Below are 14,431 nucleotides of genomic sequence, written 5' to 3'. Positions count from 1 at the left end.
GCTAGGGCGCGGCGCAGTCGTCCTGGACGACCGCAACGAATCTCGCTAGGTGTTTACGCAGGTCGCATTTCAGCAATTCGCGCCGCGGTCGTCCAGCCGCCGGGCACAGGGAGCACATCGCGTTATTCGTCGTCCTGGACGACCGCAACGAATCTGGTGAAGCATTCGCCCAGGTCGTCAACCAACAAGTTGCGCCGCGGTCGTCCAGCTTCCAATGTCAGCGGCCCCGAGCCTGCTTCGACGCTTTCCGGTTTCGCCTAACGCGCTGGGGGCGCGCATGCGCGCCCCGATCTCACCCCACCGCCCTCCCGAGGTGAACCGGCGCTCCCGAACCCCCTCCGGTTGCGCCCTTCGGTGCCAACCCGGTGCGTATCGCGTTCTCGCACTGGGCTGGGCCCCGTGCCCATCCCCGCGCCTGACCTTACACGGGCAATTTGGGTCTGCGCAGGTCAAGAGGACTACTTGGGCGAACTTCCGCAAGAAAATACCCCCAAAGGAGGGTGTCACTTGTATCGCCAAACCGGACGACCGCGACGAAAACTGCCCTAATCAACCCAGCTCAGATGTGACGCACGGGACCTCGTAACAACGCGGTCGTCCAGGCACCGCGCCCCCCACAACCGCGCCGCCAAAGCGCCCCCGCCAGCCAAGAAAACAGTCCCCGGCACCGCGAACTACACTGGAGCGCATGACTGCCTATGACCTGATGGATTACGACGAGGTGCTGGAGAAGTTCGATCCCGTTATGGGGCTCGAGGTGCACGTGGAGCTGGGTACGGAGACGAAGATGTTCTCCACGTCTTCCGCACACTTTGGCGCGGCGCCGAACACGAACGTCGACCCGGTCTCGCTGGGGTTGCCGGGTGCGCTGCCGGTGGTCAACGCGAAGGGTGTTGAGTGGGCGATCAAGATCGGTCTGGCGCTGAATTGCCAGATCGCGGAGCGCTCCCGCTTCGCGCGCAAGAACTACTTCTACCCGGATCAGCCGAAGAACTACCAGATCTCGCAGTACGACGAGCCCATTGCGTACGACGGCTACCTCGACGTTCAGCTCGAGGACGGCACGGAGTGGCGTGTTGAGATCGAGCGTGCCCACATGGAGGAGGACACGGGCAAGCTGACGCACTTGGGTTCGGCGTCGGGCCGGATTACGGGCGCGACGGCATCGCTGGTGGACTGCAACCGTGCGGGTGTGCCGCTGATTGAGATCGTGACCAAGCCCATCATCGGCGCCGGTGAGCGCGCCCCCGAGGTGGCCAAGGCATACGTCGGCGCGCTGCGTGAGCTTGTCAAGGCACTTGGTGTGTCCGATGCTCGCATGGACCAGGGCTCGATGCGTTGCGACGCCAACGTGTCCCTGCGTCCCATCGGGCAGGAGAAGTTCGGTACCCGCACCGAGACCAAGAACATCAACTCGCTCAAGTCGGTGGAGCAGGCCGTGCGCTTCGAGATGATGCGCCAGGCCCAGGCGCTGGAAAACGGCGAGGAGATTGTGCAGGAAACCCGCCACTACCAGGAGAAGGACGGCTCCACCTCGAAGGGCCGGCCGAAGGAGGAGGCGAGCGACTACCGCTACTTCAACGATCCGGATCTGCCGCCGGTGATCGCGAAGAAGGAGTGGGTCGAGGAGATCCGCCAGACGCTGCCGGAGCTGCCGTGGGTGCGTCGTGCGCGGATCCAGGAGGAGTGGAAGCTGCCGGAGAAGGAGTTTCGCGACCTCGTCAACGCTGGTGCTCTGGATCTCGTCGTCGACACCGTCGAGGCGGGCACGACCCCGGACGAGGCGCGTGCGTGGTGGGTCTCCTACATCATGTCCAAGGCCAACGAGCTGGGCAAGGACCTCGATGCGGTCGGTGTTTCCGCCCAGGATGTCGCGCGGGTGGTGGCTCTGGTCAAGGAGGGCAAGCTCACGACGAAGCTCGGCCGCCAGGCCATTGACGGCGTGATCGCGGGCGAGGGTGACGTCGACGAGGTCGTGGCCAAGCGCGGCCTCGAGGTCGTGCGCGACGACGGTGCGATTGAGAAGGCTGTCGATGACGCTTTGGCTGCCAACCCGGACATCGTGGAGAAGTACCGCGCGGGCAACACCAAGGTCACCGGGGCCATCGTGGGCGCGGTGATGAAGGCGACCCAGGGCAAGGCTGATCCGGGCCAGGTGAACAAGCTCATCGCTGAGAAGCTGAAGTAGAAACAGCAAGATCAGCGACAACGAAAGGGCCGGCGGAGGGAGAGCCTCCGGCGGCCCTTTGTGTGTGCGAGGGGGGCGTCGTGAAGCGAGCTACTTGTCCTCGGGCTTGACGGCCGGGAAGGAGCCGGTCTCGTACATCTCCTGGTATGCCTTCCAGTCGATGGTGTCCCCGGCCGAGTCGGGGTGGCAGGCGTACTCGTCGGCGTCGCGGTTGAAGGCGGGGGCGTCCTCGATGGAAAAGCCGCTCTCGGGGCTCGAGTCGAGCTTGTGGGCTACTTCCTCCTGCACGGAGTGCCACAGGCGCGCTGTGGCCAGATTGGATTCGCCGCCGAGCTCCTCGACCTCGTTGCGCTGTGCCGGGGTCAGGTCGTCCTCGGCGGGATCGAGTGCGGTTTCGGCGAGCTCGGCCAGGCGGTCGCGGCGGTTCGCCTCAGCAGCAATCTCGGAGCGGTCCTTGACCCAGGAGCCCACCATGACCACGATCAGCACCATGCCGAGGTAGCCGAGGACCGGGTAGACCCACCCGACGAGGTCGGCGAATCCGATAAATGACAGACCAAATCCGATGAGGACCGCGGTGAAGTACACCATGCGGAAACGCTCGGGGGAGTGGTGGGTGAGGCGGCGGGCCATGGCGTAGAACATGCCGACCGCGGTGTTGTAGATCATCAGGTAGATGACGATCGAGACAACGGAGCCGATAACCGGGTGCATGGTGGAAAACAGCATGAGCAGCGGTAAATCTGCACCGAACGCGTCATCCATGTTCAGGAAAACAATGAAGACGAGGATGAGCAACAGGGTGGCAAAGAGCATGCCGCCGATGAGCCCGCCGATACCCGCTTCGCGAGGGTTGAGCTGGGAACCGGCGATTACGAGGATCATGGATACGGCCATGATGATGCACAGCGCTGCGTAGTTGAGGCCGGAGACCAGCCAGTTGTCGAACACGCCGCTGGCGGGATTGTTCTGCAGCGCGAGATCGTTAAGCTGGCTCAGGTTGTCTGGCACGTTGAGCACGGTCACGATGAGGGCGCCGAGGACCGCGAGGATCAACAGCGGAGTGATGCCGGAAATAACGCTGGTGAGCTTGTCGATGTCCAAAAAGCCCGACAGCAGCAGCAACACCGTCATAATGGCGGCGCCGGCCCAGGTGGGCAGCCCGAATTGCTGCTCGAGGTTGGAACCGGCGCCTGCGATCATGACGAAGCCGATGGCGAAGAGGGTGGCCATCGTCGAGATGTCCATGAAGGTGGACACGACAGGGTGGGTGACGCGGCGGAACACGGAGCTGTGGTCGTCCGCGAGGTAGTAAGAGCCGAGCTGAAACAGCGAGGTGCCGACCACGACGATGATGATGCCGGCGACGATAGCTCCGACGATGCCCCAGTACCCGTAGGCAAGGAAGTACTGAATAGTCTCTTGCCCCGAGGCAAAGCCCGCGCCGACCAAGAGGCCGACGAAGGCGAGGGCAACCTTGATGGATTTTGTCATCTCACGTCCTCGACAGGAATAGGTATCTCGACAAAGCTCGAGTCATGAGAATAACAAAAGCCTAAATATCGGCTGGTTCGGGTCTACGCCATCGCTTATCGACGCCCGTCGAAATCCGCCGGATTCTTCACCTCTTCACCGTCGCGAACGGGGCGGGGATCGCTCACGCCTTCGGCGAAGGGGGCGCCTCCGAAGCGGTCGCGGTCGTGGGGCTCCACGATCCACGACATGTCCGGTCCCACCGGCACCACGCCGGAGGGGTTCACCTCCGTGTGGGTGATGTAGTAGTGCTGCTTGATCTCGGTGAAGTCGGTGGTGTCACCGAACCCTGGCACCTGGTAGAGCTCCTGTAGGTAGCCGCGCAGGTTGGGCATCTGCTCGATCCGGTTCCTGGAGGCCTTGAAGTGGCCGACGTAGACGGGGTCGAAGCGCACGAGGGTGGGGTAGAGGTAGATATCGGCGAGGGTGATGTGATCGCCCACTAGGTAGCGCTGGTTGCCGAGGCGCTCCTCGAGCCAGTCGAGTGCCTCCCACAACTCGCGGTAGGCCTTCTCGTACTCGCCCTGGTCGCGCGTGAAACCGCAGCGGTAGACGCCGTTGTTGACGTTCTTGTATACGTAGTCAGCAACCTCGTCGATTTCCCCGCGCAGGTCTGCGGGGTAGAGGTCGGGCGCGTTGTCGCGGTGCAGCTGTGCCCAGTCGTCGATGAATGAGACCGGGATGGTGCGGAAATCGTTGGTGACCACCTTGGAATCCGTGCCGTCGACCTCGACGATGGCGGGGACGGTAATGCCGCGCGGGTAGTCGGGGTAGCGGTTCTCGTACGCGTCCTTGAGCTTGTGCAGGCCTGTGACAGGATCCACCTCGCCTGGGTCGACGTCGAAAACCCACGAATCGGCGTCGTGGGTCGGGCCAGCCAGGCCCAGGGAGATAGCGTCCTCGAGCCCGAGCAAGCGGCGGGTAATGATGGAGCGGTGGGCCCACGGGCAGGCGCGTGCGGCCATGAGCCGGTAGCGCCCGGGTTCAACAGGCCAGGTATAGGTCGAATCGTCGTTGGCGGTGGGTTGTGAACCGGGTTCCAAAGAGGAGCTGAATCTATCCTCGATATAGGTGGTGTCGCGTTCGTAGGCGCCCTGCTCGGCGGCGTTTTTGGCGGGGTTGGCGGAGGATGGGGTGGATCGGTTGGAGTTTGTCATAGTTTCCAGCTTGACGGCATGTAGGTGAATTGTCAACAAAAAAGTTGTGGCACGCCGAGGGGGTTAACGGGTAGCCGGGGCCCGCTCGCATAGATTCGGGGGTATGAACGAGCAGAACAGGCGAGACGTGACCCCCGACGACTTCAACGCGCTCGACGGCGTGCCCACCTATAACCCCGACGCTTCCGGGAGCACCGCCGCGAACACCGGTCGGCCGGACATCTACCAGCGCACCGGAAAGGCGGCCCCGACCGAGGTGTTCCCGGCAAGCACCACCGGCTCCAAGGGCGCAGACACCCAATTCGAGACCGTCGCCATCGACCGCGAGCCGGCCAATCCGCAGTCATTCACTGCCGAACCGGCAACCGACGTGGGAACCCAGCAGCTCGCCATGTCCTCCGCTCCCGGGCTGTACACCGACACCTTCGTGCCGGTGGCCGCGGAGCCGGACCCGGTCATGTCCCCGGCCGGGTCTGAATCCGTCGCCGTCGACGTTCCTCCCGCCCGCCGCGGCACCATTGACTTCGGACTGTTCGTGCTTCGCCTGCTCGTCGGAGCTTTCCTCGTCCTCGATGCGATCAAGACGTTCTTCCGCCTTGGCGGCTCAGAGGGCATCGCGGGTCTCGAGAACGCTTTCTCCTCCTATGCCTTCGGCGACATCCTGGCCGTCGTGCTGCCGACTTTAGAGCTCGCCGCCGGTGTGTTCCTCGTCCTTGGTCTGCTCACCCCGGTCGCCGCGATGATCGCCGTGATTGTCACCGGCTTTTTCGCCATGCACTCCATCATGGGTTCCGGCGCGGGCCTGAACATTTTTGTCTGGGACGCAGCGGTTTGGCTCCCGCTCCTGCTCCTCGGCGCCAGCCTCGCACTGCAGTTCACAGGTCCGGGCTTCTACGCTGTCGACGCCAGCCGCAGCTGGGCGCGCCGCCCGCTGGCGAGCTCGTTCATCTTCGCCATTCTCGGCATTGCTGCTGCGGTTCTGCTTTGGTGGTTCGGCGCCGCGGTCGCCCCGCTTGCCTAACACCTAGGCTCGACCCAGCTGACCCAACACGATGGGGGGCTGCACCGGGAAAACCTTCCGGTGCAGCCCCCCTTTGCCTACGCGCAGCGCACTAGTCCACCCGGCGCACCGCGCCCTTGTCCGCGCTGGTGGCCATCTTCGCGTAGGCGCGCAGCGCCTTGGACACAACGCGGTTGCGGTTCGGGGTCCACGGGGACTCGGATGCTTCCATTGCCGCGCGGCGCTTCTCCAGCTCCCCGTCGTCGACGTCGAGGCGCAGCTCGCGGCGCGACACGGAGATGGTGATCGTGTCGCCGTTTTCGATCAACCCGATCAGGCCGCCGTGGGCCGCCTCCGGGGAGATGTGGCCGATGGACAGTCCCGAGGTGCCTCCGGAGAAACGCCCGTCAGTGATGAGCGCGCACTTCTTGCCCAGGCCCGCGCCCTTGAGGAAGGAGGTGGGGTGGAGCATCTCCTGCATGCCAGGGCCACCGGCGGGGCCTTCGTAGCGGATGACCACGACTTCGCCGGCCTGGACCTCGTGCGCGAGGATGGTCGAGACTGCCTGCTCCTGGGAATCGAGAACCCGGGCCGGGCCGGAGAACTCCCACAGGTCCTCTTCCACACCAGCGGTCTTGAGGATCGCCCCGTCCGGCGCCAGGTTGCCGCGCAGGACGACCAGCCCGCCGTCGGACGTGAACGGGTGCTCGACGTCGTGGATGACACCACCAGTGGCATCGGTGTCCAGCGACGACCAGCGTGAGGACTGGGAGAATGCCTCGGTGGTGCGGGTTCCGCCGGGGGCGGCGTGGTAGAGCTCGATGGCCTCATCGGTGGCGCTGCCGCCGCGGATGTCCCATTCCGCCAGCCACGCCTCGAGGCTGGGGTAGGCGATCGAGTGGACGTCACGGTGGAGCAGACCGGCGCGGTTGAGCTCACCGAGGATGGCGGGGATGCCGCCTGCGCGGTGGACGTCCTCAACGTGGGCCTCGCCGTTAGGCGCAACCTTAGACAGGCACGGGATGTGGTGGGAGAGCTCATCAATATCGCTCAGGTCGAAGTCGACCTCGCCCTCCTGGGCGGCGGCGAGGATGTGCAGGATCGTGTTGGTGGATCCGCCCATCGCCATGTCGAGCGCCATGGCGTTGCGGAACGCGTTGGCGCTGGCCACGGAGCGCGGCAGGACCGACTCGTCGCCCTCGCCGTAGTAGCGGTCGCACAGCGCCACAATCGCTGCGCCGGCCTTCTCAAACAGGGCGCGGCGGGCGGTGTGGGTGGCCAAGGTGGTGCCGTTGCCGGGCAGAGACAGCCCGAGAGCCTCGGTCAGGCAGTTCATGGAGTTGGCCGTGAACATGCCGGAGCACGACCCGCAGGTGGGGCAAGCGTTGTTGGCAATCTCGTCGAGTTCGGCGTCGCTGACGTTGTCGTTCGCGGACAGCGCGATGGCGTCGATAAGGTCTGACTTCGGCTTTGTCACGCCGCCGACGCTGATCGCCTTGCCGGCCTCCATGGGCCCGCCGGAGACGAAGACCGCCGGGATGTTCAGTCGCATCGCGGCGTTGAGCATACCCGGGGTGATCTTGTCGCAATTGGAGATGCACACCATGGCGTCGACCGTGTGGGCGTTGACCATGTACTCGACAGAGTCGGAGATGATCTCGCGCGAGGGCAGCGAGTACAGCATGCCGGAATGGCCCATGGCGATGCCGTCGTCCACCGCGATCGTGTTGAACTCCTTGGGGATGCCGCCGGCGGCGCGCACGGCGTCCGCGACGATGTCGCCGACGTTTTTCAGGTGCACGTGCCCGGGCACGAACTGGGTGTAGGAGTTGACGATGGCCACGATCGGCTTGCCGAACTCATTTTCCTGGGTGCCGGTGGCGCGCCACAGCGCGCGTGCGCCGGCAGCCTGGCGGCCGACGGTGGTGACTCGTGAGCGCAGGGGGATCATGGCTTCTCCTTTTCGGTCGGGTTTTCGGTTGCGGCGGAAGGCTCGGGGCGAGGCCCGGGAAGATTGGGGTGCTCCGCGAGGTAGGCGTCGTACTCCTCGCGGGTGAGGAGTACGGTGCGGCCCTCGCGGTCGATAATCTCGTACTTTCCGCTCGCGGCCTCGGCCGCTTCGGTGATGACGTCGGTGATGCGGCCGTTGGAGGCGTCGGAAAGCGCGGGCAGCGAGTTGAAGGTGACGCCCGGCATCGGGTGCTCCGTGCCGTCGGTGGTGGTGGCCAGGGCGCGGGTGCCGCGGAACGCGATGCCGGCGAAGTCGGCCCACGCAATTGTGCGGTTGGGTTTGACCAGGTAGCGCATGGTGACGCCGCGCCCGTCGACGCGCGTCGAGCTGGCGAAGATGTACGCCAGCCACGCGAGGGGAAGCAGCAGGAGCCAGCCGAGGTAGAGCGGCGCCCAGGAAATACCGATGAGCGCAATTCCGGTCATGATCACGATTGCGATCACGTGCTCGCGGCTGGGTCGGAAAACCTTCGGCGTGTCAGTCATGACTGTCATGCTAGTCACACTGTGACGCGACGCTCATTTGGGTGCCGGCCGCAGGTACTACGGGGAAGGTGTGAGAGGAGTCGCTTCGCTTGTCGACGCTTCCCCTCCCGGCGCTTCCGGTGAAGTGGACTCCGTTTCGGCCCCGCTCGGGTCGGTCTGCTGGTCGTCTTGCGGCAGGCCGGTCTCGGCGGTGGGGTTTGTCTCCGTCGTCTCGGGGGCCGGGGTGGTCGGTTCCGTAGTCGTCGGTTCCGGCTGCGGCTGGGTTGTCACCGCCGGGGCGGCGGGTGCGGGCTCCGGGGTCTGCTCAGGCGTTGACGAGACGGTTGTGCGGGGCGGGGGAGCGAACACCCCGCCGCTGCCTGCGCCGTGGTCACCCGGATCGAGAGTCAGCCCGCGGGCGATGAGCACGACGGCGAAGACGCCGAGGAGGACCGCGGTAGACAGGCGCATCGTGCCGTTGAACGCGAGGCGGGGTTGTTTGATGCCTGACTCGTCGTCAGCGGTGGCGTCGGAAAGCGAATCGGCGGCGGGGTCGGCGTCAGGGTTGATGCGGTTAGCGACCTCGTCGTCGTTGGACACACTCATCGCGCGAGTCTCGCCGGGACGTGAGGCTGGGGCGGTGGTCGCCGGCATGAGCTGCGTGGTGGCGTCGGAAAGCGCGGCGTGATGGACAGTCTCTTCGGGGGAGGCGACGTGGTCGAGGCGCGTGCCTGCCATCGTTGCGGCGGAGCCGTACTCGTTCCAGAACTCGTCGAGCACGTTCATGCGAATGGCGCGCTCGATGCGCCACTGGCTACCGGCTTCGACGCGGACGAGGAAGCGCACGTCCATGGTCCACGGCATGCCCACCGTGGTCGGAGGGGTGATGGCGACGGCAGGGTGGACCTCGAGGGAACCGATGACCTTCTCGCCGATCTCCGGGTCGTCGAGGGTGCGGCGCGCAGCTGCCTCGGCGCGGGCGGCAGCCTCCTCCGGGCTCGATGAGCTCAACAACGGCACTGGGATAATCACCATCGCTGAGGACCAGTAGTTGGACTGGTTGATGCAGATGCGTGCCGTGGAGTTCGGGATCGAGACAGTCGATTCCTCGATGGTGCGGATGTAGGTCGAGCGCATGGTGATCTGGATGACCGTGCCGCTGACCGAGACTCCGTTGCCCTCGAAGGTGACGACATCGCCGACGCCGTACTGCTTCTCGGTAAGGATGAAAAACCCTGCCAGGAAGTCGGCAATGATGCTCTGCGCGCCGAAACCGATGGCGGCGGAGACGACCGTTGCGGGAATGGCGGCACCCGCAAGGGAGAAGCCGACCTGTTGCAGGAAGAAAACGAGCACCAGGAAGAATGCGATGATCTGGGCGACGTTGATGCCCACGTTGGCTATAGCCAGGCGAGTCTTCGCCTCGGACGGGTCGACACCCTCGTTAAGCCGGCGCTCGACCACGCGGTTGGCAAAACGCCCGGCCCGCGGGATGAGGAGAGCAATGAGGATAAGCAGCGCGAGGTTGATTCCGGTTTCGGCGATCCAGCGCCAGATGGTGTCGGCGATGTAGGCGATAGGCATAGTGCCGTCCAGACTAGTCCGGAATCGGTCGGCCAAAATCTTTTTTTACGAATGTCCTGCGCGACAAAGTGGGATGTGTATGATGTAGGTCATGATCAACCAGCGACTTATTGTAGTGATTCCGATGCGGCGCTCGCCGTAGCGGTCTGTAGCTATATTCAGTCGCAACCCCGAGCGCCCCCGGACAGCCCAGCTGTCACGGGGGCTTCGTCGTTGGTCATCCGCCCACCCATCACCCACATAAGGAGCTCTCCCAGTGGCTGCTTCTCACAAGCCTTCGAGGAAGGCGAAAGAATCGAAGGCCTCATCCGAGGCGTCCGACCACGCGCCGGAGCGCATGACCGGTGCGGCAGCGATCGTCCGAAGCCTGGAGGAATTGGACGTCGACGTCGTCTTCGGCCTCCCCGGCGGTGCGGTTCTCCCGCTCTATGACGCCCTGTTCGAGGCGAAGCGCCTCCGCCACGTGCTCGTGCGGCACGAGCAGGGCGGCGGCCACGCCGCCGAGGGGTATGCACAGGCGACCGGCAAGGTCGGTGTGTGCATCGGTACCTCGGGCCCAGGTGCAACCAACTTGGTCACCGCGCTTGCCGACGCTTACCTCGATTCCGTCCCGATCGTCGCCATCACGGGCCAGGTCGGCTCGCCGCTTATCGGAACCGATGCCTTCCAAGAGGCGGACATCCGCGGCATCACTATGCCGGTGACCAAGCACAACCTGGTTGTCAGGCGCGCGGAAGAGATCCCGCAGGCGATCGCGACGGCGATCCACATCGCCACGACGGGCAGGCCGGGGCCGGTCCTTGTTGATATCCCCAAGGACGTCCAGGCCGCGGAGATCGCGTTCTCGTGGCCGCCGCAGCTGGATCTGCCGGGGTACAAGCCGAATGTCAAGCCGCATTCCCGTCAGATCTCCCAGGCCGCCAAGCTGATCTCCAAGTCGAAGCGCCCGGTGCTTTACATCGGCGGAGGCGTGATCAAAGCGGAGGCGCACCAGGAGCTGCTCGAGTTTGCCGAGGCAACGGGCGTTCCAGTTGTCACCACCCTCATGGCGCTGGGCTCTTTCCCGCACAACCACCCGTTGAATATGGGCATGCCTGGAATGCACGGCTGTGTCCCAGCCGTCGGCGCGCTGCAAGAGTCCGACTTGCTCATCGCGATCGGTACGCGTTTCGACGACCGCGTCACGGGTGATGTCTCGAGTTTCGCCCCGCACGCGAAGACGATCCACGCGGACATCGATCCGGCGGAGGTGGGCAAGATCCGCGAGGTTGACGTCCCGATCGTTGGCGACGCGAAGCGCGTCCTGGCTCAGTTGAGGGATGCTTTTGTGGACAAGGGTGTGAAGAAGCCGTCGATAAGCGAATGGCTCGATCGGCTCGGCGAGCTCAAGGAGCGATTCCCCCGCGGGTACGAGCCGCAATCCGACGGGAAGTTGGCTCCGCAGTTTGTCATTGAAACGCTCTCGCGCGAGGTCGGGCCCGAGGCTGTCTATGTTGCGGGCGTGGGGCAGCACCAGATGTGGGCCGCGCAGTTCATCGATTTCGATCGGCCGCGCACATGGCTTAACTCCGGTGGCCTGGGCACGATGGGTTACGCCGTGCCGGCGGCGTTGGGCGCGAAAGCGGGCTGCCCCGATAAAGAGGTGTGGGCCATCGATGGTGACGGCTGTTTCCAGATGACCAACCAGGAGATCACCACGGCCGCGCTGGAGGGCTTTCCCATCAAGGTCGCGCTGATCAACAACGGCAACCTTGGCATGGTGCGCCAGTGGCAAACACTGTTCTATGGCGGTCACTACTCCAACACCAAGCTGGGCGGGGAGACCTACGTCCCGGATTTCGTCCAGCTGTCCGAGGCTCTGGGCGCCGTGGCCATCCGCGTGACCAGCGAGGACGAGGTCATCCCGGCGATCCGCAGGGCCCGGGAGATCAACGACCGCCCGGTCGTTGTCGAGTTCATTGTCGGCGAGGACGCGCAGGTCTGGCCAATGGTCGCGGCCGGGTCAAGCAACTCCGATATCCAGTACGCCCTCAACATCCGTCCGTTCTTTGACATGGAGGAGTCGGCCGGGGAATCCGTTGACGACATAAGCGACACCATCGAGGACATCGCCGAGAAGTCCGCGGCGCAGAAGGGAAAATGACATGAACAGTGGCATGGCTAGAGATAGGCGCAACGAACAAACCCGCAACATCCTCTCGGTGCTCGTGCAGGACATCGACGGCGTCATCACTCGTGTGACCGCGCTGTTTACCCGCCGCGGTTACAACCTCGTCTCGCTGGTGTCTGCGAAGACGGAGACCGAGGGCATCAACCGGTTGACCATCGTCGTCGACGCGTCCGAGTACCACATCGAGCAGATCACCAAGCAACTCCACAAGCTCGTCCAGGTGCTCAAGGTCGCCAGGCTTGACGACGACACCACCATCGCGCGCTCCCTGATGCTCGTGAAAGTCAGGGCCGACAACTCGAACCGCGCGCAGGTGGTGGACGCGGCGAATATCTTCCGCGCACGAGTGATTGATGTCGCGCCGGAGTCCGTCGTCATCGAAGCAACCGGCGCACCGGCCAAGCTGCGCGCCTTCCTCGACGTCATGGAGACGTTCGGGGTGCTCGAGCTGGTCAAGTCCGGACAAGTGGCGCTTCACCGTGGCCCGAAGACCTTTTCTACCTCCGCGTAGCGCGGGTTGAAGGTCTCCCCGGCACAGCAGGCGCTGTGTCATAATATGGAATAGAAATCCCACATGATAGGAAAGGTTTACCCATGGCTATTGATGTCTTCTACGACAAGGACGCTGACGTCTCCCTGATCCAGGGCAAGAAGGTCGCGATCATCGGCTACGGCTCCCAGGGTCACGCCCACGCGCAGAACCTGCGCGAGTCCGGCGTTGAGGTCGTTATCGGACTGCGCGACGGATCTAAGTCTGCAGAAAAGGCCCGCGAGGCCGGATTCGACGTCAAGAGCAACGCGGATGCGGCTGCATGGGCTGACGTCATTATGCTCCTGGCTCCCGACACCTCCCAGGCTGAGATCTTCACCAAAGACATTGAGCCGAACCTCAACGAGGGCGACGCCCTGTTCTTCGGGCACGGCCTGAACATCCACTTCAAGCTCATTGAGCCGGCCGACAACATCACCGTCGCCATGGTCGCACCGAAGGGCCCCGGCCACCTGGTCCGCCGCACCTTCGTCGACGGCAAGGGCGTTCCGGCGCTGATCGCGGTTGAGCAGGACCCGACCGGCGAGGGCCAAGCGCTCGCACTGTCCTACGCCGCGGCGATCGGCGGTGCTCGCGCCGGTGTCATCCCGACGACGTTCGAGGCGGAGACCGTCACCGACCTGTTCGGCGAGCAGGCCGTGCTCTGCGGTGGCCTGGAAGACCTGATCATGAAGGGTTTCGAGGTCCTCACCGAAGCTGGTTACGAGCCGGAGATGGCATACTTCGAGTGCCTGCACGAGATGAAGCTCATCGTCGACCTCATCTACGAGGGCGGTCTGGCCAACATGAACTACTCGGTTTCAGATACCGCCGAATTCGGCGGCTACCTCTCCGGCCCCCGCATCGTCGATGACAGCGCCAAGGACCGCATGCGTGAGGTGCTCAAGGATATCCAGTCCGGAGATTTCACCCGCCGCCTGGTGGCCAACGTTGAAAATGGTAACAGTGAGCTCGAGGGTTTGCGTGCCCAGATCGCGGAGCACCCGATCGAGACGACCGGTGCTCAGCTGCGCGACATGATGAGCTGGGTGAAGAACCCGCTCAGTGACACGGCGCGCTAACTAAAACTCTTTCACTGGGGATGCGGCCGACATCGTTGACGATGTCGGCCGCATCCCCAGTCTGCTTCTATCGTGAACGCCATGTTTCGGACATTCCCTCCGGTGGTGACTTTTTGGGGAGAGTGCCCATCACCGGCCAGGGATGCGGGTTGCGCGGGCCGTGCCCATGATTATCGGTGATGAGTGCCGATAAGCGGTGATGGACCTAACACAACGTTTGGATGGACCAAACCTATAAGAGAGTGTTGAATAGTTTGGGGAATCTAAACCTGGACTGTCGGCACGTTGAAGGAATGTTTTGTTGAGGAATAAGTGGATACGCCCGCTCGTAGCGTCTCTAGCAGCAGTAATTGTGGCGAGTGGTGCCGTTGCAGCGCCAGGAGGGGCACAGGCCGATCCGCTTGGCGGAAATGTAGTTGGTCACTACGGTGGCGCTAACTGTAGTGGCGGACAAACCTGTGTTGAGAAAGTAGGCGAGGAGGCGGAGGTTTCCTGGCAGGTCCAGGGATCTGCGCTTGTGCACTCCTCGGACCATATCCAGACGTCCGAAGGTTTTGTCATCTACGTGCCCGACATCGTTCGCGATGTCACCATTGAGCTGACCCACTACCCGCAGGTGGAACAGAACAACCCGTTGTACTACACGGCGACGAAGCAGGCTGATGTGCCGATCAATCTGCCCATTATTGAAGACAACGGTACTGGCGCGGAGC

Annotated in this window: 11 protein-coding genes; 6 read left to right on the top strand and 5 right to left on the bottom strand. The window is 63.9% G+C overall.

Going from position 1 to position 14,431, the window contains the following annotated elements; genetic code table 11:
- Positions 1-688 precede the first annotated feature (688 nt).
- Positions 689-2,188: an Asp-tRNA(Asn)/Glu-tRNA(Gln) amidotransferase subunit GatB gene (gene gatB / locus VVR41_RS10215; RefSeq protein WP_321101112.1), complete on the top strand. Its 1,500-nt coding sequence runs from the start codon at positions 689-691 to the stop codon at positions 2,186-2,188.
- 90 nt (positions 2,189-2,278) lie between these two features.
- Here the strand turns inward: gatB and VVR41_RS10210 are convergent, their stop codons facing one another.
- Both VVR41_RS10210 and VVR41_RS10205 read right to left on the bottom strand, forming a co-directional pair.
- Positions 2,279-3,682, bottom strand: coding sequence for a hypothetical protein (locus tag VVR41_RS10210; protein WP_368524679.1), 1,404 nt, complete (start codon positions 3,680-3,682; stop codon positions 2,279-2,281).
- Positions 3,683-3,777: 95 nt separating this feature from the next.
- Complete coding sequence (locus VVR41_RS10205) at positions 3,778-4,878, bottom strand: glutathione S-transferase C-terminal domain-containing protein (RefSeq protein WP_368524678.1); 1,101 nt, start codon at positions 4,876-4,878, stop codon at positions 3,778-3,780.
- Positions 4,879-4,981: 103 nt separating this feature from the next.
- Here VVR41_RS10205 and VVR41_RS10200 point away from each other — a divergent pair, with 103 nt between their 5' ends.
- Complete coding sequence (locus VVR41_RS10200; RefSeq protein ID WP_368524677.1) at positions 4,982-5,899, top strand: DoxX family protein; 918 nt, start codon at positions 4,982-4,984, stop codon at positions 5,897-5,899.
- Positions 5,900-5,990: 91 nt separating this feature from the next.
- Here VVR41_RS10200 and ilvD read toward each other — a convergent pair whose 3' ends face one another.
- Genes ilvD through VVR41_RS10185 form a run of 3 tightly spaced genes read right to left on the bottom strand, consistent with a single transcriptional unit; the run spans position 5,991 to position 9,937 of the window.
- Positions 5,991-7,829 carry a dihydroxy-acid dehydratase gene (gene ilvD, locus VVR41_RS10195; RefSeq protein WP_368524676.1) on the bottom strand — a complete coding sequence of 613 codons (1,839 nt, stop codon included), beginning with the start codon at positions 7,827-7,829 and terminating at the stop codon, positions 5,991-5,993.
- Entirely contained in the window at positions 7,826-8,374 is a 549-nt protein-coding gene (locus VVR41_RS10190; RefSeq protein ID WP_368524675.1) for a PH domain-containing protein, read from the bottom strand. Before VVR41_RS10190 ends, ilvD begins: the two co-directional genes overlap by 4 nt.
- 57 nt (positions 8,375-8,431) lie before the next feature.
- The gene (locus tag VVR41_RS10185) at positions 8,432-9,937 is read right to left on the bottom strand and encodes a mechanosensitive ion channel family protein (protein WP_368524674.1); all 1,506 of its coding nucleotides are present in this window, start codon (positions 9,935-9,937) and stop codon (positions 8,432-8,434) included.
- 256 nt (positions 9,938-10,193) lie between these two features.
- Between VVR41_RS10185 and VVR41_RS10180 the strand changes: the two genes are divergently transcribed.
- From VVR41_RS10180 to VVR41_RS10165, 4 genes are all read left to right on the top strand, one after another.
- The gene (locus VVR41_RS10180; RefSeq protein WP_368524673.1) at positions 10,194-12,080 is read left to right on the top strand and encodes an acetolactate synthase large subunit; all 1,887 of its coding nucleotides are present in this window, start codon (positions 10,194-10,196) and stop codon (positions 12,078-12,080) included.
- Between the two features lie 13 nt (positions 12,081-12,093).
- Positions 12,094-12,618 (top strand): acetolactate synthase small subunit, encoded by a 525-nt coding sequence (gene ilvN, locus VVR41_RS10175; protein ID WP_368524672.1) that lies wholly within the window; start codon positions 12,094-12,096, stop codon positions 12,616-12,618.
- Positions 12,619-12,701: 83 nt separating this feature from the next.
- Positions 12,702-13,718, top strand: a complete 1,017-nt coding sequence (ilvC, locus tag VVR41_RS10170) for a ketol-acid reductoisomerase (RefSeq protein WP_368524671.1) — start codon at positions 12,702-12,704, stop codon at positions 13,716-13,718.
- Between the two features lie 517 nt (positions 13,719-14,235).
- Positions 14,236-14,431: hypothetical protein (locus VVR41_RS10165; protein ID WP_368524670.1), on the top strand; the 196-nt coding region annotated here is incomplete at its 3' end.

It is taken from the genome of Corynebacterium sp. LK2510 (genome assembly GCF_040946405.1).
Classification (GTDB): Bacteria; Actinomycetota; Actinomycetes; order Mycobacteriales; family Mycobacteriaceae; genus Corynebacterium.
Note: the sequence above shows the minus strand (reverse complement) of the source record. Positions and strands in the feature narration are given on the sequence as shown.